Annotated in this window: 21 protein-coding genes; 10 read left to right on the top strand and 11 right to left on the bottom strand. The window is 42.1% G+C overall.

All coding sequences use genetic code 11. The features are described from left to right. The first annotated feature begins 2 nt into the window (after positions 1-2). The 4 genes from GSQ84_RS06740 (at position 3) to GSQ84_RS06725 (ending at position 3,504) form a co-directional block, all read left to right on the top strand. On the top strand, positions 3-209 hold the full coding sequence (locus GSQ84_RS06740) for a YtxH domain-containing protein (RefSeq protein WP_158796492.1): 207 nt from the start codon (positions 3-5) through the stop codon (positions 207-209). Positions 210-274: 65 nt separating this feature from the next. After that, entirely contained in the window at positions 275-1,696 is a 1,422-nt protein-coding gene (locus GSQ84_RS06735) for an MBL fold metallo-hydrolase RNA specificity domain-containing protein (RefSeq protein ID WP_158796491.1), read from the top strand. Further along, complete coding sequence (locus GSQ84_RS06730; protein ID WP_158796490.1) at positions 1,684-2,787, top strand: mechanosensitive ion channel family protein; 1,104 nt, start codon at positions 1,684-1,686, stop codon at positions 2,785-2,787. The genes GSQ84_RS06735 and GSQ84_RS06730 overlap by 13 nt, the downstream gene beginning before the upstream one ends. A gap of 18 nt (positions 2,788-2,805) precedes the next feature. Beyond that, entirely contained in the window at positions 2,806-3,504 is a 699-nt protein-coding gene (locus GSQ84_RS06725) for a bifunctional 2-polyprenyl-6-hydroxyphenol methylase/3-demethylubiquinol 3-O-methyltransferase UbiG (protein WP_158796489.1), read from the top strand. 3 nt (positions 3,505-3,507) lie between these two features. Here GSQ84_RS06725 and pepT read toward each other — a convergent pair whose 3' ends face one another. After that, positions 3,508-4,764: a peptidase T gene (gene pepT, locus GSQ84_RS06720; protein WP_158796488.1), complete on the bottom strand. Its 1,257-nt coding sequence runs from the start codon at positions 4,762-4,764 to the stop codon at positions 3,508-3,510. A 58-nt stretch (positions 4,765-4,822) separates the two neighbouring features. On the opposite strand from pepT, the gene GSQ84_RS06715 reads away from it, so the two are divergent. From GSQ84_RS06715 to GSQ84_RS06705, 3 genes are read left to right on the top strand one after another with little or no spacing between them, the layout of a single operon-like run. Continuing rightward, the gene (locus tag GSQ84_RS06715) at positions 4,823-5,530 is read left to right on the top strand and encodes a hypothetical protein (protein WP_254070795.1); all 708 of its coding nucleotides are present in this window, start codon (positions 4,823-4,825) and stop codon (positions 5,528-5,530) included. Between the two features lie 34 nt (positions 5,531-5,564). After that, on the top strand, positions 5,565-7,304 hold the full coding sequence (locus tag GSQ84_RS06710; RefSeq protein ID WP_158796487.1) for a M14 family metallopeptidase: 1,740 nt from the start codon (positions 5,565-5,567) through the stop codon (positions 7,302-7,304). Position 7,305: 1 nt separating this feature from the next. Then, on the top strand, positions 7,306-7,926 hold the full coding sequence (locus tag GSQ84_RS06705; RefSeq protein ID WP_158796486.1) for a rhomboid family intramembrane serine protease: 621 nt from the start codon (positions 7,306-7,308) through the stop codon (positions 7,924-7,926). Here the strand turns inward: GSQ84_RS06705 and GSQ84_RS06700 are convergent. Beyond that, positions 7,923-8,891 carry a hypothetical protein gene (locus GSQ84_RS06700; RefSeq protein WP_158796485.1) on the bottom strand — a complete coding sequence of 323 codons (969 nt, stop codon included), beginning with the start codon at positions 8,889-8,891 and terminating at the stop codon, positions 7,923-7,925. The genes GSQ84_RS06705 and GSQ84_RS06700 overlap by 4 nt on opposite strands. An 88-nt stretch (positions 8,892-8,979) precedes the next feature. On the opposite strand from GSQ84_RS06700, the gene GSQ84_RS06695 reads away from it, so the two are divergent. Further along, entirely contained in the window at positions 8,980-10,014 is a 1,035-nt protein-coding gene (locus GSQ84_RS06695) for a dipeptide epimerase (RefSeq protein ID WP_158796484.1), read from the top strand. Here GSQ84_RS06695 and GSQ84_RS06690 read toward each other — a convergent pair. Both GSQ84_RS06690 and GSQ84_RS06685 read right to left on the bottom strand, forming a co-directional pair. After that, complete coding sequence (locus tag GSQ84_RS06690) at positions 9,995-10,228, bottom strand: DUF6358 family protein (protein WP_158796483.1); 234 nt, start codon at positions 10,226-10,228, stop codon at positions 9,995-9,997. The two genes, GSQ84_RS06695 and GSQ84_RS06690, sit on opposite strands and share 20 nt — an antisense overlap. Position 10,229: 1 nt before the next feature. Beyond that, the gene (locus GSQ84_RS06685) at positions 10,230-10,544 is read right to left on the bottom strand and encodes a rhodanese-like domain-containing protein (protein ID WP_158796482.1); all 315 of its coding nucleotides are present in this window, start codon (positions 10,542-10,544) and stop codon (positions 10,230-10,232) included. 167 nt (positions 10,545-10,711) lie between these two features. Here GSQ84_RS06685 and GSQ84_RS06680 point away from each other — a divergent pair, with 167 nt between their 5' ends. Together GSQ84_RS06680 and GSQ84_RS06675 are read left to right on the top strand one after the other, a co-directional pair. Then, positions 10,712-11,842 (top strand): DUF4407 domain-containing protein, encoded by a 1,131-nt coding sequence (locus GSQ84_RS06680; RefSeq protein WP_158796481.1) that lies wholly within the window; start codon positions 10,712-10,714, stop codon positions 11,840-11,842. A 12-nt stretch (positions 11,843-11,854) separates the two neighbouring features. Further along, a complete protein-coding gene (locus tag GSQ84_RS06675; RefSeq protein WP_158796480.1) occupies positions 11,855-13,168 on the top strand; it encodes a M28 family metallopeptidase in 1,314 nt (437 codons plus the stop codon). On the opposite strand, the gene GSQ84_RS06670 is transcribed toward GSQ84_RS06675, so the two are convergent. The 7 genes from GSQ84_RS06670 to GSQ84_RS06640 all read right to left on the bottom strand — a co-directional run bounded on the left by GSQ84_RS06670 (position 13,165) and on the right by GSQ84_RS06640 (position 22,027). Next, entirely contained in the window at positions 13,165-13,668 is a 504-nt protein-coding gene (locus tag GSQ84_RS06670; protein ID WP_158796479.1) for a GNAT family N-acetyltransferase, read from the bottom strand. The two genes, GSQ84_RS06675 and GSQ84_RS06670, sit on opposite strands and share 4 nt — an antisense overlap. Next, positions 13,665-14,228, bottom strand: a complete 564-nt coding sequence (locus GSQ84_RS06665; protein WP_158796478.1) for a thiamine pyrophosphokinase — start codon at positions 14,226-14,228, stop codon at positions 13,665-13,667. The genes GSQ84_RS06670 and GSQ84_RS06665 overlap by 4 nt, the downstream gene beginning before the upstream one ends. Positions 14,229-14,265: 37 nt before the next feature. Beyond that, positions 14,266-16,095 carry a beta-galactosidase family protein gene (locus GSQ84_RS06660; protein ID WP_158796477.1) on the bottom strand — a complete coding sequence of 610 codons (1,830 nt, stop codon included), beginning with the start codon at positions 16,093-16,095 and terminating at the stop codon, positions 14,266-14,268. Between the two features lie 8 nt (positions 16,096-16,103). Beyond that, on the bottom strand, positions 16,104-17,954 hold the full coding sequence (locus GSQ84_RS06655) for a glycoside hydrolase family 2 protein (RefSeq protein WP_158796476.1): 1,851 nt from the start codon (positions 17,952-17,954) through the stop codon (positions 16,104-16,106). After that, positions 17,955-20,192 carry a family 43 glycosylhydrolase gene (locus GSQ84_RS28340; protein WP_371416351.1) on the bottom strand — a complete coding sequence of 746 codons (2,238 nt, stop codon included), beginning with the start codon at positions 20,190-20,192 and terminating at the stop codon, positions 17,955-17,957. Then, entirely contained in the window at positions 20,189-20,374 is a 186-nt protein-coding gene (locus GSQ84_RS06645) for a hypothetical protein (RefSeq protein WP_158796475.1), read from the bottom strand. Before GSQ84_RS06645 ends, GSQ84_RS28340 begins: the two co-directional genes overlap by 4 nt. Positions 20,375-20,464: 90 nt before the next feature. Beyond that, the gene (locus GSQ84_RS06640) at positions 20,465-22,027 is read right to left on the bottom strand and encodes a glycoside hydrolase (protein WP_158796474.1); all 1,563 of its coding nucleotides are present in this window, start codon (positions 22,025-22,027) and stop codon (positions 20,465-20,467) included. Positions 22,028-22,337 lie beyond the last annotated feature (310 nt).

Here is a 22,337-nt window from a genome sequence, read left to right as displayed (position 1 = left end):
TTATGACAAAAGAAACAAAAATTGTTGCAGGTATACTGGCAGGAGCTGCCCTGGGTGCCGCGGTAGCTTTAATCTTATCTTCTGATAAAAGCGATGACGTAAAAGATAAATTAGCAGACTGGTTCTCTGATCTGCTGGATGCTTCTAAAGACAAATTAGCAGATGCTGCTGATTCTGTAAAAGACAAAATCTCTAAAGTAAGAGCTTAATTATAAATAATGCCGGTGAAAGCCGGCATTATTATGATACCTTCCTCCCTTACTCATTATAAAGAATGAAAATCACTTTTCATGGTGCTGCGCGTGCAGTAACCGGTAGCAAACACCTGGTTACCTTAAAAAACAACACACAAATATTATTGGACTGCGGCCTGTTTCAGGGTATGGGGGATAGTACAGAAAAACTGAACAGCTATTTTGGGTTTAACCCAAAGGCCGTAACATATGTTATTCTTTCCCACGCCCATATTGATCACTGCGGATTATTGCCACGTTTAGTAGCAGAAGGATTTAAAGGGACCATTTACTGTACCCCGGCAACAATGGACCTCACCAGGATATTGTTAATGGATTCGGCAAAGATCCAAACCCAGGATACCGAATATGCAAACAGGCACCTTGCCCATGGAGAAGAAATCGAAGATCCCCTGTATACAGAAGAAGATGTCGTAAAAACCTTAAGCCAGTTTAAGATCGTAGACTATAATCAGGATTATAAAATTAGTCCGGAGGTTACGGTAAGGTTTACCGACGCCGGCCATATTGTAGGCAGTGCGGCAGTACACCTTGTACTGAAAGAAGGAAAGGAAATTTCCAGACTTACTTTTAGCGGCGACGTAGGCAGGTATGGAGACCTTTTATTGAAAAGCCCTCAGACATTCCCGCAGGCTGATTATATCATTATGGAATCTACCTATGGCGATTCGCTGCATAAAGACCTGGAGCCTATAGAGAATATGCTGCTGGAGATCATCAGGGAAACCTGCCTGACAAAAAAAGGCAAAGTAGTTATTCCTGCATTCAGCGTAGGCCGTACACAGGAATTGTTATATGCACTTAACGGTCTCGAACTGAAAAATAAACTGCCGGATATTCCTTTTTATGTAGATAGCCCTTTGTCTATTCAGGCAACACAGGTTTTAAAGAACCATCCTGAAGTTTACAACAATGGCGTAAAGGAAGTGCTGAAAGTAGATGAAGATGTATTCAGCTTTAAAGGACTGAAATTTATTGAAAGCGTAGAAGAATCAAAGGCACTGAATAATGATCCCCGTCCCTGCGTAATTATCTCCGCATCAGGCATGGCAGAAGGAGGCAGGATCAGGCACCACATCCGTAATACCGTTGGCAATGCTAAAAATACCATTTTAATGGTTGGTTATGCTTCACCCGATTCACTTGCAGGCAAATTGATGGCAGGCGATAAAAATATCTATCTGTTTAGAGAGCATCTCCAGGTAAAAGCGGAAATAAGGTCTATCAAATCGATGAGTGCACATGGCGATTATGAAGACCTGCTTCACTTCCTTTCCTGTCAGGATCCTGCCTTAGTGCAACAACTGTTTTTGGTACATGGGGAATATGAAGTGCAGCAAAAATTTGCACAACGTATCAAAGAACATGGTTTTAAACATGTGACCATTCCTGAATACCACCAGGAATTTGATTGTAAAAAAGAAACTGAATGGAGTATTTAGATACTTTTTTTGGATACCCTGTTCCTCAGTTCCTCCAGAATATCATACTGGGGGTTTTTGCTATCGCTATAGGCCTTATCCTGAAATTTATCATCCTTAAAATATTCAAATTCTTTTCCAGATACTGGGCCGCCTTCCAGATAGATCTGATCATTAAATACCTCAACGGGCCAGCAGAAATTTTCATCCCCTTGTTGTTGTTAAATATATCGCTGAGCCTGATGACCATGAATAAGGTTATTAGTGCCCAGCTGAGCAGAGTCCTGGAGATATCCCTGACCGTATCTTTCGCCCTGATCCTGATCCGTACCATTACGGTGCTTGAACAGCTCTTTTATCATAAATATGATCTGAACAAGGAAGACAATCTTAAGGAGCGGAAGATCAGGACGCAATTACAGTTTATCAGAAAATTTGTGATCTCCCTCATTGTCCTGATCACTATTGCTATGGTATTGCTGAGTTTTGAAAGCATGCGAAAAATTGGCACTGGTCTGTTGACAGGAGTTGGTGTAGGCGGTATTATAATCGGTTTTGCCGCACAAAAATCATTAGGAAACCTACTTGCCGGCTTTCAGATTGCTTTTACACAGCCTATTCGTATGGATGATGTGCTGATTGTAGAAGGAGAATGGGGGCGCGTTGAAGAAATCACCTTAACCTATGTGGTGGTAAATATCTGGGACCAGCGCAGGCTGATCCTTCCCATTACCTATTTTATAGAAAAGCCTTTCCAGAACTGGACACGTGTATCGGCACAATTGTTGGGAACAGTTTTCCTTTATCTGGATTATACCACCCCTATCCCTCCTTTAAGAGAAGAACTCACTAAAGTACTTATCGTGCATCCGCTATGGGATAAACGGGTAAACGTGGTACAGGTAACCGACAACAAGGACCATACCATAGAAGTGCGTTTTCTAATGAGTGCAAGAAACTCTTCGCAGGCATTTGACCTGCGATGTGATGTCCGCGAACACATGATCGCTTTTATCAGGGACAACTACCCGGGTAGCCTGCCTAAAACCAGACTGGAATACAAGGGCCAGCCCGATGAAATCCAGCCCTCCCATCCACTGCCTGAAAATTAATTTTGGTATATTTGCCCTATGGATGTTTTTGGAAGCGCATTACAGGATCAGTTTACCAATCAGACCACGGAAACCCTGTGGCTAAATAATTCCTATGATGAACCGGAGGAAATGCCGGTAGATATTTTTTTCCGTACGGAAGATGAGATGCCCGATATTGAACTGGAAGCACTGGATATGTGTGAAGGAAAGGTACTCGATGTAGGCGGAGGCGCAGGAAGTCATGCGCTGATCCTTCAGGAAAGGGGATATGAAATCACAGCACTCGATATTTCGACGGTGGCTGTAGACATCATGAAAAAGCGTGGCGTAGTAAATGTCATTGAGGGCGACATCTTTAACTATACGACTGAAAAATTCGACACTTTACTTTTCCTGATGAATGGCATAGGCCTGACTGGAACACTGGAAGGATTCAAAAAATTCCTGAATCATGCAAAGTCGTTGCTGAACGAAGGTGGTCAGCTGTTGTTTGACAGTTCTGATATTACCTATCTATATGAAGACATGGAGATGCCTGCCGATAAATATTATGGCGAAGTATCTTACCAGTACGAATACAAAAACGAAAAAGGAGAATGGTTCAACTGGCTGTATATTGATCCGCAGCTCTTAAAAAAGATAGCCAGGGAATCTGGCTGGGAATGTCATTTATTATTTGACGATGGCCAGGACCAGTACCTGGCAGAAATGCGGTTAGCTGGTCCTGAGCAATAATCTTTAATTAGTTTTCTCTTCCCAGATCTGCGCCAGGTTCACGATAGTCTGAACGGCTTTCTCCATATCCTGTACCGAGGCCCATTCCTGCCTTCCATGAAAGGCATGTTCGCCAGCAAATATATTAGGACAAGGTAAACCCATTAGGGACAACCTTGATCCGTCTGTTCCGCCCCTTATACTTTGTTTTTTAACCGGAATACCAGCCCTTTCAATCGCAAGAACCCCATATTCTAGCACCTGCGGATACTGGTCGAGCACCTTTTTCATGTTCCGGTACTGTGCTTTGATCTTCAGTTCATAACTGGCACCGGGGTAAGCGGTCATAACCTGTTTAATCAAACTTTCCAGTGTACGCCCATGTTCAGCCAGCAAATCGTCATCAAAATCACGAATAATAAACTGTGCTTCTGCCTGCTCTACACTTCCCTGTACACTTACCGGATGTAAAAAGCCCTCTTTATTAGCTGTAGCTTCTGGCGTAAGCCTGTCTTTTGGCAAGGCGCTGATCACATCACCCAGAATTTTAATGGCACTTTGCATTTTACCCTTTGCAAAACCTGGATGTGAGCTGATCCCATGGATGGTTAAAACAGCGCCATCAGCAGAAAACGTTTCATCTTCAATAGAACCGCAGGTTTCACCATCAATCGTATAAGCGAAATCGGCCCCCAGTTTTTTTAGATCTGCTTTATCCACACCGCGGCCAATCTCTTCGTCGGGCGTAAACAATATTTTAATAGTTCCATGTTTTAATTCAGGGTGCTGTACCAGGAAAGCCGCTGCTTCCATGATCTCTGCCAAACCAGCTTTATTATCTGCACCTAAAAGTGTAATTCCGCTGGCCGTGATGATATCATTTCCTATCTGTGCCTTCAGGTCGGGATGTTCGGTCATCTTTAAAACTACCGAATGATCGTCTGGAAGAACCAGGTCTTCTCCCTGATAATTGGTATGAATAATAGGTTTAACGTCCTTACCGCTGCAATCCGGAGATGTATCCATATGAGAGCAGAAACAGATTACAGGAACATTTTTTTCTGAATTAGAAGGGATAGTAGCGTATACATATCCATATTCATCCAAATGTGCGTCAGCAATTCCGATTTCCAGTAATTGGGCCACCAATACTCTCCCCAAGTTTTTTTGTTTATCTGTAGAAGGGATACTTGATGATGCCGGATCTGACTGCGTATCAATTTTTACATATTCAATAAATCTATTTTCTAAAGCGCTATTATTATTCTGATATTTTAGCATATTTTTAAAACGTAATTTCTTCAAATATCATATTTTACTTTTTAACAATCTCAATAACTTGAAAAGGATCATTTTAATAACGCTTTTACTCGGATCTACAGTTGCTTCCTTTGCCCAGTCTAATTTTTACCAGTTTGCCATAGGCGGAGGGGCAGGCGTTACACAATCTTTTACAGAAGTGCCAAAACATGCTACCGGTATTGCAGGATACGGCACCATTGATTACCTGTTTACACCTTTTACCAGCCTGGGACTGGAGTTTCAAAAGGGGGAAATCAATGGCGGAAACGTGCAGACCGATCCACTCAACAGGCAGTTTATCAATTCCTATCAATCCTTTTCCATCAATGGCAAAGTATCTATGGGCGAATTTATGCAGGATCATTACAGGGGCAGCAATAACTGGATCAGAGGAATATATGTAGGGGCCGGAATCGGGGTCATTAAAAACAGTCCTGTTTATACGGTGCATTCGGTTGAAGATCCTGATTACGTTTATTCTATGCAGGCAAGCTCCAGTGAAGTTTATTTTCCGCTGAATATAGGGATCAACTTTTTCTTCCCCGACCATGAAGGTTTTTACCGCTATGTGCTTAATGTTAACTATCAGGGCAATCTTACCCTGGGTGAGGGCCTCGATGGTTATGACGATTCGAAGGTTACTTTTCAGGGTGGTAAACCAGATATTTACACCTATTTCTCTGTGGGCGTAAAATATAATTTGGGGCGAATGGGCTTGTCAAAAAAGACCTTCAGACAATATTAATATAGTAAATTTGCCCATCAAATTAAATATGCAGATGAAGCTTTATTTACTATTCTTATTTTTTCTCCTTCCCCTTGAAATATTTGCACAGCAGACTCCTTATGAGCTTGGCGATAAAAACCAGACTGCTACCTATGATCAGGCGATCAGCTTTTACCAAACGCTGGCCAAAACCTATCCCCAGGCAAAACTCCTTTCTTATGGAAGTACAGATTTTGGTAAACCACTCCATTTACTGGTTCTGTCGAAAAATAAAGATTTTGATCCTGCTTCCATCAGAAAAAGCAACAAAAGGATATTATTAATTAATAACGGTATTCACCCTGGCGAACCGGAAGGCATAGACGCTTCCATGATGCTGGCCAGGGACATGCTAAAAGGCAATCATTTACCTGACAATGTGGTCATTTGTATTATCCCTATTTACAATATTGGCGGTGCACATAACCGCAGCAGCACATCAAGGGCTAACCAGAATGGTCCCGAGAGTTATGGCTTTAGGGGAAACAGCAAAAATTATGACCTGAACAGGGATTTCATCAAAACTGACTCTAAAAATTCTGCTGCCTTTCAGCAGATCTTTAACCTGTGGCAGCCTGAAGTTTTTGTAGATACGCATACCAGCGATGGCGCCGATTATCAGTATACCATGACGCTGATCCCTACACAGAAAGATAAATTGAACCCTATCCTGGCAGCTTACCTGACGCAAACAATGGTACCCGCCCTTTACAGGGATATGAAAAAAAAGGGAATTGAACTGATCCCCTATATCAACTCTGTAAAAGAAACCCCTGAAGCAGGCATCACCGGCTTTCTGGAGTCCGCACGTTATTCTACCGGTTATGCTGCCCTGCATAATGTGATTGGTTTTATGCCTGAAGCCCATATGCTCAAAGCTTTTGATAAAAGGGTTGAGGCTACTTACCAGCTGCTTCAAACTTATGTTGAACTGGTGAGCAGGGATGCCGTGATTATCGGAGAAAACAAACGCAAAGCGGATGAAGCCGTAGCCAAACAAAAAGAATTCCCTCTGAGCTGGAAATTGAATGAGGACGCTTACGATTCGATTACCTTTAAAGGATTTGCAGCTAAGTATAAACCAAGTAAAGTAAGCGGAGCAGACAGGTTATATTACGACAGAAATGAGCCTTATACCAAAACCATCAAATACTGGAATAAATTTGAACCACAGGTCACTGTAGAAAAACCGGTTGCTTATATTATTCCTAAAGCCTGGGACAGGGTGATTGAACTGCTAAAATTAAATGGGGTAAAAATCAAACAGCTGGCCAATGATACACAGCTGGCGGTAGACAGCTATTACATTGCAGATTACAAAACCTCTCCAAGACCTTACGAAGGTCATTACCTGCATAGTGCCATCCAGCTTGACACCAAAGAACAGACCTTACAGTATTATCAGGGAGATTATATTGTATACACGGATCAGCCGCAAAACCGCTACATCATGGAAACGCTGGAACCACAGGCAACAGACTCTTTCTTTACCTGGAATTTTTTTGACTCTATTCTGGATCAGAAGGAATATTACTCTTCTTATGTATTTGAAGATACCGCAACGGGATTATTGCAGAACAATCCCGATTTGCAGCGCAAACTGGATCAGGAAAAGTTAAAAAACCCGTCCCTTGCGAAAGATCCGGCAGCACAGCTGAATTTTGTATACAAGAATTCAAATTATTACGAAAACACACATTTGCGCTATCCAATTGCTAGATTGCGCAACAATATTAATATCAAGACAAACTAACATGATAGAATATCTTCACAATACCCCGGTTGCCTCCATCATCTTCATTTTTACACTGGTGACCAGTATTTATGCCCTGAACGACCCTACCCTTTATGGCAAATTCATGCTCCATCCCTATAGTGTTTACCGCAAAAAGAATGTATATACCTTAATCACCAGCGGTTTAATCCACGGCAGCTGGATGCACCTGATCTTTAATATGTTTACTTTTTATTTTTTCGCTTTTACACTGGAATCTACAATTGGTAGCGTACAATTTGGCCTGGTATATTTTATTGGATTGGTTTTAAGTGATATCCCTTCGGTCTTTAAACACAAAAACGATTTCCACTACCATAGCCTGGGCGCTTCGGGTGCAATTTCGTCCGTACTGTTTAGTTATATCCTGTTCTATCCGTTAAATACCCTGATGATCTTTCCTTTACCGATCCCTATCTGGGCAGCACTATTTGGCGTGTTATACCTGGTATACAGCTATTACATGTCAAAAAGTTCAAGGGATAACATCAACCATGACGCACATTTATTTGGCGCCATCGCAGGTGTCGTTGTAACAATTATCCTGGTACCCGGTATCGTACCTCATTTCCTTTCGGCCATTACCGGAGGAAGAGGTTAACCCGCTACAGGAAGGGAAGGCGGATTAAAATAACTGGTGGGCGCATTGGGATCTTTCCTGATCTCCATCAGCAGGTTACCCCAGGGTTTCCAGAAATTCTCCAGTACTTGGGCATAGGTTTTATGCTGCCAAACATCAAATAAAGGTTTGTTGGTAGTTCCTCTAAGCGGCATGGCATCAATATAGATAGAGCCTTCAACAGGCATGATAGTATACTCCGGTAAACGGTTAAATAGGTAAGCAGAATAAAAGAAACGGGCACAAAGTTCTTCAAACTGTTGTTCGGTTAGCGGCTGTTTGCCAATCTGGTCTAAGATTTCCTGATGGTATCTTTTATTGGTACCATTATCCTGCAGGCAGGCGATGATCCCAAAGTCTTTGAGTTTCAAGGAAAAAGTAAGGGTATTGATTTCATCCCTGAAACTAAAAGGGATATCATCTTTTTCCAGTGGAACGATCACCAGCGACCAGGGCGAAAAATCTTCAAATTCTACATTCAGGTAAATACTCTGGATCATCGTATGAAGGTTCCCGAATTTATGCATCAGCCCCTGCGACATATTCAATCCGTCGCTGCTCAATTGCTGTTGCCCTACAGCCGCATGCATCTCAATATAAACCAGGCTGTACAAAAACTTACCTATCCATTGAAAAAGCTCAACTTCTTTTAATTTGGATACTTCGGCATATCCTCCTGCAAAGGCAGCTGAAATCTTATCCTCCAGCGGAGTAATAAAATGAGTAAGCAGCTCCTCGTTTACAGGTACTTTTAGCTCATTATAAGACCTGATGGTTTCGTCGAGCAGCATGATCTGTTCCTCTCCGCTAAAATTAGCCACTTTAAGCAGCCATCCCGGCAATACGGTAGTCTGTACGATAGGTGTTTTAAAAGTATCCCCGCTCAGAAAGCAGTTTTCATATTTAAAATCAAAGTTTTTAAACGGTTGATAGATTGAGCTGACCATATGAAGAGCAATATTAGGGATATTATTTTTACATTAGGTGTGGCGCTTACTTTTTTAACTTTCCTATTACCAAAAGCTATTTACACCCATGCAGGCATCCCATATCGCATTCAACCTTGAACTGAAACATCCTTTTGCCATATCCAAATTTTCCAGGACCAGCACGCCGCTGCTGCTGTTGAAGTTGACCTACGAAAATATAAACGGTTATGGCGAAGCATCCATGGTTCCTTATCTGGGTGAAAGTTATAGCACTGCAGAAAGTTTCCTGGCAAAAGTAGAGTGGAACCGTTTTGTCTATCCTTTCTCATTTCAGGAAATTGTTGATTACCTGGACAGTCTGGAATCAGGTAATCCGGCAATCAAGGCGGCGATAGAAATTGCACTGAATGATATCAATGGGAAGATCCTGCAAAAGCCATGTTACAAGATCTATGGTGCCGACCCTGCAAAGATGCCGGTAACGTCTTATACCATTGGGATTGATCAGCCAGAAGTAGTGAAAGAAAAAGTAGCCGATGCAGAAGGTTTTAAGGTGCTTAAAATTAAACTGGGCACAGAGAATGACAGGGAATTGATACGTACCATCAGAAGTTTAAGCAGCCTGCCCCTTTATGTAGATGCCAATCAGGGATGGACAGACCGGAAAAAAGCCATTGAACTGATCTATTGGTTACACGACCAGGACGTAGTGGTGATTGAACAACCCATGGATAAAAAGGATCTGGATGGAAATGCCTGGTTAACCGCCCGCAGCCCTATTCCTATCCTTGCGGATGAGGCCGCACAGCGCCTGGCAGATATAGATGGCCTAAGGGGAGCTTACCATGGTATTAATGTGAAACTGATGAAGAGCGGAGGGATGTTTGAGGCGCATCAGATGATACTTAAAGCAAGATCTTACGGCATGAAAGTAATGATTGGCTGTATGAGTGAAACCTCTATCGCTACACAGGCAGGAATAGCCCTGGCACCCTTATGTAATTGGGCAGATCTTGACGGGCCTTATTTGACTAAGAATAACCCTTTTGAAACACCGAAATTGGAAAATGGCAGGTATATACTAGAAGACCTTCCAGGTTTAGGGCTGAAAGGTCTTTCTTCTAATTTGTTTCTTCCTTAACAGGAAGGTTAGCATTGATGCTCTTTTCTTTATTTCTTATGCCGGTTCTTACTTCTTTGACAATTTTAACTTTCAAATACAGGAAAAACAAAGCTGTAACGATCAGCAATCCTACGATAGGAAAATTGTGCGCTGTGTAGGCCCATTTCAAACCAATTACAGATATCACTATACCAATGGTATAGAAGGTATTTAAAGCAATTTTTCCTTTCATCTTAGTAAACAGGCATGCTTGGATCAAATTCCTGTCTCCAGGCAAGTATACCACCTTTTAAGTTATATACATTGGTAAATCCGCGTTGTTCCAGTTGCATTACTGCTGCTGCACTGCGCTGACCACTTCTGCATTGCATAATTACAGGTTTATCTGTAGCAATTTTATCGATTTCGATCAATAATCCTCCTAAAGGAATATTTTCACCATCAAGGTTAGAAGTTTCATATTCGAAAGTTTCTCTGACATCGATCAGTTGAAAATCTTCGTTATTGTCTATTTTTTCTTTCAGTTCTTGTACAGTAACTTCTTTCATAAGTATATATTTTTTTATGGATTATTCATGACCCATATTAATCCGCCAAATATAAAACTTATCTCTAACTTAAATGCCAAGCAGAGGTCAAATTTATTGTTCTCTTAAAAACTGTAACAACTCGGCGTCCCCGTAGTTTAATAGTATTCTTTCTTACATTTGTTATTATGGATTCCTTGACCAAGTTCTTCTGGTTTTGTTCTGGCATACACCAGTCTACCTTAGAAAAACACCCTACTGAACACAACAAATACGTCGGCATTGGCGCGACGATATTCTTTACCGGTTTATTTGCTGCATTATCCGGCGGTTACGCCATGTACTTCGTTTTTAAAGGAGATACCGCGGCGGCAGTATTTGCCATATTTTTTGGCTTGCTCTGGGGACTGGCCATTTTTAATATGGACCGCTATATTGTTTCCAGCATTGATAAAAACTCCTCCTCTACAAAGCAGATTGCTCAGGCCACACCGCGTATATTACTGGCCATCATGATTGGTATGGTGATCTCCCGTCCTTTGGAGCTCAAAATATTTGATAAGGAAATCAGGGAACGCCTTAAGGTGAGTTACCTGAACAACCAGCGTTCAAAGATCGATACACTCAATAAAGCTTTTACCAATAAGTATACCATAGAGCTGGGCAAACTGAAAGATTCCAAAACACAAAGGGATTCGTTAGCCAGCGGAATCAGATCCGACCGTCAGAAACTCAATTTTGAAGTATTTGGCACCAAAACAGAAGAAACATCTGGTGTAATGGGTTATGGCCCCTATGCAAAAAGAAAAGAGGAAGAACTGAAGCAGCGGCAGCAGAACCTGGATTCCCTCAATTCAGAAGTAAAAAAGCTGGATGATTTTGTGGACAGCAGAAAACAGTTTGACGGGCTTTTATCAGAAAGATTATATACGGGAAAAGAACTGGACAGCCTGACCAATATTGCCGGTTTTGCCGATCGTAACTGGGCACTGGGCCAGCTCAGCTTTAATACCAATGGCACCAGGGATACCACCACGGCACTGGCAGTTAGCTTTATCGGCCTCTTGTTTATCTTCTTTGAATGTCTTCCTGTATTTGTAAAGATGATGGCCTCCAGAGGAGTTTACGACAGATCTGTTGAAAACATAGAAACCAGTCAGATCCATACTTCAGAAAAAGATAAAGATTATGAAATTGCTGTTACCGATGGCGTGCATGATACCAGGGTTTCCTCAGAAATTGAGAGACAGAAAAGGATATTACGCCGCTCAGTACAATCTGATTTGACTAACCCGGATAAAGAAAACGATGAAACTTAAATATAAAAAACGATGAAATACTTTTACTACCTCTTGATTTTACTTTTTATCACACGGGCAGCCTCAGCCCAGGATATTGATAAAATCATCACGAAACCTTATGTAGATAATCTGATTAAAACCCTCAGCAGTGATGATATGCAGGGCAGGGCTACCTTCAGCCCCGGAATTGATAAAGCGGCAACTTTTATTGAAAGTGAGTTTAAAAAAATCGGGCTGCAGCCTTTAAGCGGCGCAAGCGGTTACCGTCAGACATTTTACAAATACCAATTGGTACCTTCAAGTTCGGAAGTAAGCCTGAATGGAAAAGCTGTTGATCATTCAGACATCCTGGTGCTCAGCAACAACTCAGAAAATGTAAGTTTTAATGCCACCAACAGTGACGGCTGGATAAAACTGGATACCACAAAAAAATTTAAGGCGCAGTTGCGTCCATTGTTGAATAGTAAAAAACGTCAGTTGATTTTAGTGGACAGGAAGTTTGCCGCAGACTTCAACCAGGTCAAGGAATATTTTGCTAAAGGCGCTGCAATGGATGAAAAAGACCTGCACCAGGCTAATCCTTCTGCTGTGGTTATGGTATTAGCTTCAGATACTGTGGCAAAGGAGTTTAATGTTTCCCTGAAATATAATCTCAAAAAACTAGCCCTGTTTAATGTGGCGGGAATCATACCCGGCAAATCAAAAGCTAAAGAACTGGTTGTTTTCTCCGGTCACTATGATCACCTGGGCTTCCTTAAACCGGTAGGTCAGGACAGTATCGCTAACGGTGCTGACGATGATGCTTCGGGCACTACAGCCATGATCTCCCTGGCAAAGTATTACAAGAAATTAAATAATAACGAGCGTACCCTAATTTTTGTGGCATTTACGGCTGAAGAAATTGGTGGTTATGGCTCACAATATTTCTCGAGACAGTTGAACCCGGACGATGTAGTTGCCATGTTTAATATTGAGATGATCGGTAAAGAAAGTAAATTCGGTAAGAATACAGCCTTCATCACCGGTTATGAGAAATCTGACTTTGGAAAGATCCTGCAAAAGAACCTTGAAGGAACGGCCTTCACTTTCCATCCTGATCCCTATACGGAACAGAATTTATTCTACAGAAGTGATAATGCAACCCTGGCTGCTTTGGGCGTACCTGCTCATACCATTAGTACAGATCAGATCGATATTGATAAATTGTACCATAGTGTTAAAGATGAATACAGCACGCTGGATACGGAGAACATTTTAGCCACGATCAGGGCGATTGCCAAAAGCGCGATCAGCATTGTTAATGGAGTGGATACCCCAACAAGAATCCCAAAACTGCCTAACTAAATTAATACAGGCAGTTCCATTACATAATCATTCATAAAGAAACCGTTGCCAATTTCTACGTCGACGGTTTCTTTTATAGTAAAACCCGCCCGCTCATAAAAATCTTTAGCTTTGTTATAGCGGTTTACATTGAGCTGTAAACTTTTAGCACCGGCATCCTTAGCCTTATCCCTTACTTCGTTGATTAAAAACTTACCCAATCCCCTTCCATGGGCTTCCGGTAAGACGTATAACTTGTGCAGTTTAACAATCCGCTCTTTTTCTTTTTCTATGATCCCGTAAGAAGCAAAAGCCAGGTCTTTAGATCCTTCCGAAGCAATTAAAAACAAATGCCCTTCAATGAATTGCTCCGTTAAAGCCGCCACGGAATAAAACTTACCCAGCATATAATCTATCTGCTCCTTCCCTAAGATGTGCAAATAAGTAGGCCCGTAAGTAGTGGTGCCTATGGCCTGAATGGATAAGATATCTTTTTCGGTTCCTTTTCTTAAACTGATCATAACTGTTCGCTTAAAAACACATAGTCAGTAATGAAGGTAAATTCTACAAATCCATCCTTCACCACTTCAAACTCCCGTTCATCCTTTTGCATCAGATTTGTTGCCTCAAAATAAGAAACTACATCGATCAGAAAAACACTCCCGGCCGGTTTCCATACGCTAAAGCCCGTTTTGACAGCATAGGACTTCTCCGTAGGGCTGAAAAGTACAATATTGATCTTTGGCAGATAAAACGACAGATCTGCCAGCTTTTTCTGATCATCGATAATATTTACAGCAGGATATAATTCCGAGATCAGGTAATTTAATACCGTATTGTACTCATCTCCGGGGCCCATAATAGATTTCGTGTTCTCCTGCGGACTAATACCTTCTACAGGATTCAGGACTACATCTACTTTTAAGCCCAGGCTGATCACCTTTTCATAAATGGCACTATTGACAATCAGGGTAGGACTCCATTCCAGAATCTGACCCAGATATTCTTCATCAAAACTACCCAGATCATGGATATATAAAGCAGGCTCTTGTTTTTCTCTTACGATGTGATGCGATGACATCCTGCTAAGGTATTAATGTTTAACGAACCGATAATAATTATTTTTTAACAGCATCCAATATAGGATGTTCCAGACTATGCAGTTCCTGCTGTTCCGGCTGCAGCAGCTCTGCTACTATGATTTCATTATTCCCAATCTTAAGCCATTCTGCCGGCATATAGAGGGTTTGCTGAGGGCCAATACCCCAATAGCGGCCCAAGTTATGCCCATTTAGCCAAACCACGCCTTTGCCCCAGCTGCTCATATCCAGATAGGTGTCGGCCACCTGACCCAGTTTAAAAATTCCTTTTTTGAGCATAGGCGTATTGCCGGGCTGCACAACTGGCTTAAACTGAACCTTTGAAATATCAGTAAAAGGAAGGCTGTACATTTCCCAGTTTTTCACTTCATTACCTGCAAAAACCACTTTTTCTGTTATTCCTTTTTTATTCTGCAGCAGGAATTTTCCGAAGTTAATTCTTCCCAGATTTTCCACCAGGATATCCAGGGTGATCTTTCCTTTAGGCAAGGTAAGCATCAGGCTATCCTGATTTAATCTTCTGTCAAGCGTCCCCACACGTTTTCCATTGAGCATAACCATGGCATAATCCCTCAGGTCTTTCAATTTCAGCATCCCTGCTTTTCCGCCTGTTAACGTAGTACGGTACCATACAAATCCGTAATCCTGTTTCAGGTCTTCAAAGGTTAAGGGCGAAATATTTTTTACAGGCGCCGTTAGCAGGTCACCTATTTTAACTGATGAAGAAAGGCTGATAGAAGGTATCGCCATTACAGGTTTTGCGGTAGGTACATCTGGCAATACCTCTCCGGCAGGCAGGTGTTTTTGAATTACGTTTCTAAACTCCATGAACTTACTGGTGGCATTACCAGCTTCATCCAGCGGTGCATCATAATCGTAACTGCTGGTTTGCGGCTCATAAGGACTGGTTGTTTTATAATTTGCCCCGTTCATAAACCCCCGGGTTGTACCCCCATGGAACATATACATGTTAATGGAAATACCCGCAGCCAGAACTGAATCCAGCTTCCCGCTATATTCAGCGGCGGGAACAGTATGGTGAGGTGCTCCCCACCAGTCAAACCAGGCAGGATACCATTCTGCAATAAAGAATGGGCCTTTCCCGTCATTTAATCCTTTGATCAGTTTTTTCACCTTTCCGGGATCATCCAGGCCATTTACAGCCGGCAATAATCCTGCTAAATGATCATTGGCAATATCACCAGCGGGATCACAGGTGTACAGCAGGCCATCAAAACCCGCTTCCCTGAAGAACTTTTCATTGATCGCCAGGTATTCTTTATCACTGCCATAAGAGCCATACTCATTTTCTACCTGTACCATCAATATATTTCCGCCATGATTAACCTGCATCGGTGCCAGCTGTTTTCCAACCTCTTTAATATAATCCTGGTATTCCTTCAGGTATTGGCTTTCCTTACTCCTAACGATTAAATCTTTTTCATTTTGAAGCCAGTAAGGATAACCGCCAAACTCCCACTCTGCACAAACATAGGGGCTGGGCCTGAGGATTACCCAGAGGCCCTCCTCTTTCGCCATTTTTACAAATTCAACGACATCATTATTTCCGGTAAAATCAAATTTCCCTTTCTGAGGTTCATGTAAATTCCAGAATACATAGGTTCCAATCGTATTTAAGCCCATTGCTTTAGCCATTTTCATCCGCTGACGCCATGCTTCTCTTGGAACACGCGGATAGTGCATCTCACCAGAAATGATCACAAATGGTTTTCCATCCAATACAAAGGAAGAATCGCTTAACGCAAAAATATGTTTCGCCTGCTGGGCAAAGCTTTGCTGAAAGCTAAAAAATAGTATTGCCAATAATATATATCCTTTGAATCTCATCGATTATTTTAATGCTGCTGTTCCTTTTTAATTTGTTCATACCAGGCTTTCATGATATAAAATGCTTTCTTCTTATTCCCTTTGTCATCATAAAGGCCCTTTCTGTTCCAGCCATCCTGGTATAAAGGGTTATTACGTTTGGGCGACCTGAAATCTGCCAGTATCCATGGCGATATCCCTACAAATTTTGCTGGCATACGTTTAAACATGGCTACCTGCTCTTTAAAATACCATTCCTGATATTCTTCGCTAAAACGGGTGAGCGAATCTGCATGAAAGCCGCCTTTAGCATCTCCTCCGGTTTCACTTACAAAAAGTGGTTTGTTATAAGGCGTATCCCAATTGGTGGTCCTGCATTTATCGGGCAAGCCGCCATACCATCCCAGGTATTCATTGAAAGCTACCAAATCTACAAACTCCCCTAGCGGATCATCTACTATATTCTTGTCCTTTAAAGCACTATAATTAACTTCCAGCGCGGCTGAAACCATGCGGGTATTGTCCAGTTCCCTGGCCCTGGTAAGCAGGTTATGCATAAAATTAGTCCTTACCGGGCTGATGGGTGTTTCGTTTCCTACCGACCAGATAATCACACTCGCCCTGTTATGATCGCGGGTGATCATTTCTTCCAGCTGAGCTTTGGCTTTGCCCAGCACTTCGGGATTTCCAAAATCTATAGTCCAATAAACAGGAATCTCCGACCAGACCAATATCCCTAAAGAATCTGCCAGTCGGGTCATGGTTTCATCATGCGGATAATGTGCCAGCCTGACCATATTACAGCCTAGCTCACGCGCCTGGCCTAATAACTGCGCCGCATCCGCAGCACTATATGCACGTCTTACTTCCTGCGGGATCTCCCCGTGAATACTGATACCGCGCATAAATATGGGTTTGCCATTGAGCAATACCTGTGTACCGTGAGCAGCGATGGTCCTGAAGCCAATTTTATCTTTTGTCTGATCATTTTTAGTTTTTATGATCACAGTATATAGTTTCGGCGTTTCCGGCGACCATAACTGGAGTTTTGGCAGTTTAAAATGTAGGGCAGTAAGCTGTCCTTCTGCTGCAAACACTTTTTTATATTTTAGTTCCGGCAATTCAATTGTGATCAGCTCTCCTTTAGCAGGGGCACGGTTTAATTTCACCCAGCCTTCCACTTCGGGGGTTTTATCCGGTGCTTTACCCGAGGTGTCTTTTTTCAGTTGCACTACAAAATCCTGAATAAAATCTGTAGGCACTTCCATCAGTTTCACTTCCCGGGTAATCCCCCCATAGTTCCACCAGTCGGTATTGAGCGTAGGTACCTCATCGGCATACCTTTTATTATCAACTTTCACCACCAGGAAATTCCCCTTTTCCTTTAACAGGCTTTCGGGCACTTCAAAATTAAAGGGCGTAAAACCGCCTTTATGCATACCCAGTTTTTTACCGTTCAGGTATACATCTGCGCGATAATTCACTGCTCCGAAATACAAAAAGAATTTATGTTCTCCGAAAGCTTTTTCAAGGTCAAACGACTTTTTATACCATACTGTTCCCTCATAAAACAGGAATTGTGGCTCCTGATGGTTCCAGTCGCCGGGTACCTCAAGGCTGTATTTTTCTACATAACCATGTTCTTTTTTTTCTGTTTTATTGACCTGAACATCGGTATTCCAGTAGGCATCAGGATTGTTCTCTTTCAGCTCTTTATACCGGTAATCATAAAACCCGGTTTCATAAGGATCAACAATGTATTCCCATTTCCCATTTAGGCTCAATGATTTTCTTGCCCCTGTATTGCTGATCAGATTAGATTGTGCGAGCGTGATCAGGCTCCAAAACGATACGAATATGATTAAGGATAGCTTCTTCATTTATTTATGGTTTAGTTCATCAAATACAGTTAAATCCCAGTCTGAAGACCAGTTGATGGTGATATCATCACCCTTAAAGCGAATTGGCAGCCACAGGTACCTTCCGTCAATTGCATTTTTTGGAGTCCATTTATCTGCCATAAAAATAAAGGCATCTTTTTTTCCTGCAACCGGTAAAACACAAGTACTCTGCCCGCCAAAGGTTAGTTTCGCTCCAGCACCTTCACAAGGGTTACCATGATAAGTCCAGGGACCCCAGATAGAAGTTGCGGTAAACCATCTTGCCTCATTAGGCTTCCAGCCAGTGCAGGCAGAGCCTATCATATAATAAAGGCCGTTTCTTTTAAAAAGGGCAGGTGCTTCAGTTTGTTCTCCAATATAGATCCTTACAAATTTTCCGGTATGGCCGGTATAATCTGGTGTAAGTTCTGCCAGCTGCAAAGTGAGGTTCTCTTCAGAAGAGAAAACATGGTAAGCTTTTCCGTCATCGTCAACAAAAACTGTCATGTCCCTTGCCATTTGGCCCCCGGGCTGGTCGCGACAAAAGATGGTATCGGTCTCTGTTAAGAGTTTATTGCAATTCACCTGATTCTTTAAGGCTGTACCAACAGGATAAAAAGGCATTTTTCCGGCGTTAGGCCGATAGCTTTTGATGAAAGTATAAGGTCCTGTCACGTGATCGCTGGTCGCTACGCCGGCGCGTGCCGCAGCATAACCTTTACCGGCCAGCTCCAGGTGGAACCACATCACATATTTTTTAGTCAGTTTGTTATAAACAACTTTCGGCCGTTCCAGCACGCATCCTCTCGTGATATCACTCTTTGGATCTGCTGAAACTTTCAGTGAAATGCCTTCGTCTTTCCAGTTAACCAGATCTTTGGACGAATAACAGTGCACGCCTACCTGGGCACTATTTCCCAGATCTCCGGCAACTTTGTGTTCACCAAACCAATAATATACGCCTTTATCATATAACATACCGCCGCCATGTGCATTGATGTGTACGCCATTGTTATCGGGCCAGATCTGTCCTGGCTTAAACGAATTGATCGTTTCATACCGCTTCATAGCTTCTACATAATAATAATCGGCATACGTAAGCGGCTGATCAACCTCCGTATGCTGAGGAAAATGACCCACGCTATGCTGCAGCAGGAAACCTTCATTAGTACCCGGCAAAGACTGATATGGCGCGCCAGAAAGGCTTTCCAGCATTTTTTCTGCTGCTTTAAAATAGACCTTTCCCTCTTTCTGATCCGTATAACGGGAAAGTTCCAGCAGGGCAGACGATAGTACTGCACCGGCAGAGGCATCACGCAAAGCGTTTGGAATATTCGGTGCATTAAAATCCCAGTAAGGGATCTTGTCTTTAGGCAAATTCGGATGGTTCAGGATAAAGGAGGCAATATGATTGGCCTGATCCAGGTATTTCCGGTCTTTGGTTTCACGGTACATTAAGGTATAACCATATAAACCCCAGGCCTGTCCCCTTGCCCATGCAGATTCATCAGCATACCCCTGGGCCGTTTGTCTTTTTTGTACAGCTCCTGTTTCCGGATTATAATTCACCACGTGATACGAACTATAATCAGGTCGGAAATGATTTTTCATCGTGGTATTGGCATGGGTAACCGCAATTTTATAATAACTGGAATCTCCCGTTTCACGGGTAGCCCAGAACAGCAGTTCCAGGTTCATCATGTTATCAATGATGACGATAAAATCACTTTTTTTACTGTTCCAGGATCTGATACAGCCTACTTTAGGATCAAAACGTGTAGCCAGTGATTTGGCACTATTGAGCATAATCTGTTTGTACTCAGGTTTAGGATCAATTTTCAGGGCTGTGCCGAAACTGCAATACATCATAAAACCAAGGTCGTGCGTGCCGGTATTGTATTGTTCTTTTGCCAGCAGGCCAAGCATACGGTTGGCTTCTGTCAGCAAAGCAGGGTCTTTTGTTTTTTCATACAAGGCAAGCAGTGTTCCGGGGTAAAATCCACTGCACCACCAGCCGGAATTGCTGGTTTCCAGTTTCCCGCTTTTGGTGTTAAAGGTTTTAGGAAACTTGTCTGGCTCCAGCTCTTTCATCATGATCTTATACTGCGCTGTGCCAGCCAGATAATTGGCATCGACCTGTTTTACCAGTTGTTCATTGGGCTTAAAGACCTGCGCCATCCCTGAAATACTAAATAATAGCAGTCCTAATACAGTCAGTACCGTGTTTCGTTTCCTCATTTGTTATTGAATTGATTAATTGATAATTCCAGCACCTGTACAGGTGTGGGTTTAACATTGGCTTTTCCAGTGGTGAGATCATTGACGGCAAAACCGTCATCCACAGTGATGATCTGTTCACTTGTCTGCAGGCATGCCAGCATGAACAATCCTAAAAAAATACCCTTTACACTAAATTTCATATCTGGTTATGACATTATTAACTAAAGTACTAAATAGATTTATAAAGGCGAAAAATGATGTTGACTCTCAACAAACAACCAGCATAACGCTTAGTCCATTACAATCGTAGCAATAGAGCGTGCAGGAAGAGAAATGTCTTTTAAATAAGATTGCACAGGCATCGCTTTCATATTCAGCTCATCTCCATCGGCAGTCAGATAAATCAATACTTTTTTATACTTTTTCTTTCCTTTTTTTAAATCCAGCTTCAGCTTAACCGGGGTAATACCTTCATTGACACTCACCACCACTAACTTATTATTTTTATCTGTAAAGGCAGAAACAAGTAAGTTCTTGTCAGACTTCGTTTCAATCCGCTGCATACCCGGACGTACAAACAGGCTGTAATGACCCATTGCCCATAAGTTTTTAGTAGCCTTAAATTCGCCGTCTTTAAAATCAGGATTTGGATGAAGCGCAATCAGGTAATAGCGGGTATCAAAGTTGGCATCACCGGGTTCATAAGCATTCCAGAACTGCCAGGCTGTGGCATTCCCAATAGTTAGATCTGCATGGATTACTTTAGATAAAAACAAGGCGCAATCCATCGCACTGCGTTTTCCCTTAGCTCCTTCCCTGAATCCATCGGCAAGCATGGAATATTCAGACTCCCAATACTCCACACCATAACGTTTAGCCGTATCGGCCAATTTTTTTCTGGTAGCCAGCAAAGTACTGTCATTGGATTCAGTAAAATAACTGTGCCCTGCAATTACCCGGGGTACATGGGGAAGTCCGCCCAGATTTAATGGGCTTTTCGCCTCAAAAAACTGCTGTATCTGATGGGATGCTCCTTTTGATCCTCCATATAAATAATTGAGCATTCCGGCTTCAGCTATTAAGATCTTACTATCCAGCTTCTCTTTACTTAAAGCGAGGTCCAGTTGCTGTGTGATTTTATAAATATCTTCATTTTTCCAGGGCGAACCTTCCTGATCGGCTTCCATATATTTATGCGACCAGTCCCACTGCGGTTCATTCACAGGACTTACATATTGAAAATGTAAACCCTGCTGATCAAAATGTTTGATCACCTGAGCCAGGAAATCAGCGTAAGCGGCATACTGATCTGTTTTCAGATTAGCAGTATAATTCTTTTCTGTTTTATAGCCCAATCCATTTTTTGTAAACTGTACCGGAGGCGAATTAGAAAATGCGATCAGCGTTTCTACCCCATAATCATGTGCCTTTTTGAGGAAAAACTGATATCCAGATTGTTTGTTCCAGTCGTAAGTTCCATCAGGCTTTAAAAAACTTTCCGTCCGTTTTCTGAAATCCTTTATACCACTGCTCTCCCCCTGTTCGCTGGTACCAGCTCCAATGTTAAACCGCCAGGATGAGAGGCCTATTCCTTCCGGATTTCCATTTTTATCCAGCTTTTTGCTAAACAATAGTGACGCAATTTTCTCCTTTTTCTCAGCAGGCCAGAATTTACCTATCCCTTCAGAGAACCAGCAGCCCGAAGCCCCAATATTATTGATGGTCTGCGCCGACCGGCTGAAGTCTATCCTTACATGTATGACGGTATCCGCAGGCTGATCTGCTTTTACCAATATAGCTGCTGAGCACAGCAGTACAATCAATCCTGTTAGTTTTTTGTAGCAAATCTTCATGTTCTTTTTAAAATGATATTATACTGCAGTGGCTAAGTATCAGTAAAGCTTTCGTCGGCAAGTGCTGCAAGCGACGATTAAAATCAGCTGAGCACAATGATTGTAATTATACTTATATTTTTTTCAGCAAAAAAGCTGGAAATTAGCTAACTGTAACCTTCAATTAGGATCTAAAGAACCGCCTGAGGAGCATCTTAAACAATTGTCTTTTTTAGCAACAAAATTTTAATACTTTCACCGTGTTATTGTAATAAAACGACTACCTGCTCAATTTGCCTGATGATATCAAAAAGTCGGTATTTTTTTTAAT

The sequence above is a fragment of the Pedobacter sp. L105 genome (assembly GCF_009765875.1).
Taxonomy (GTDB): domain Bacteria; phylum Bacteroidota; class Bacteroidia; order Sphingobacteriales; family Sphingobacteriaceae; genus Pedobacter.
This window is presented reverse-complemented; position numbering and strand designations above follow the sequence as displayed.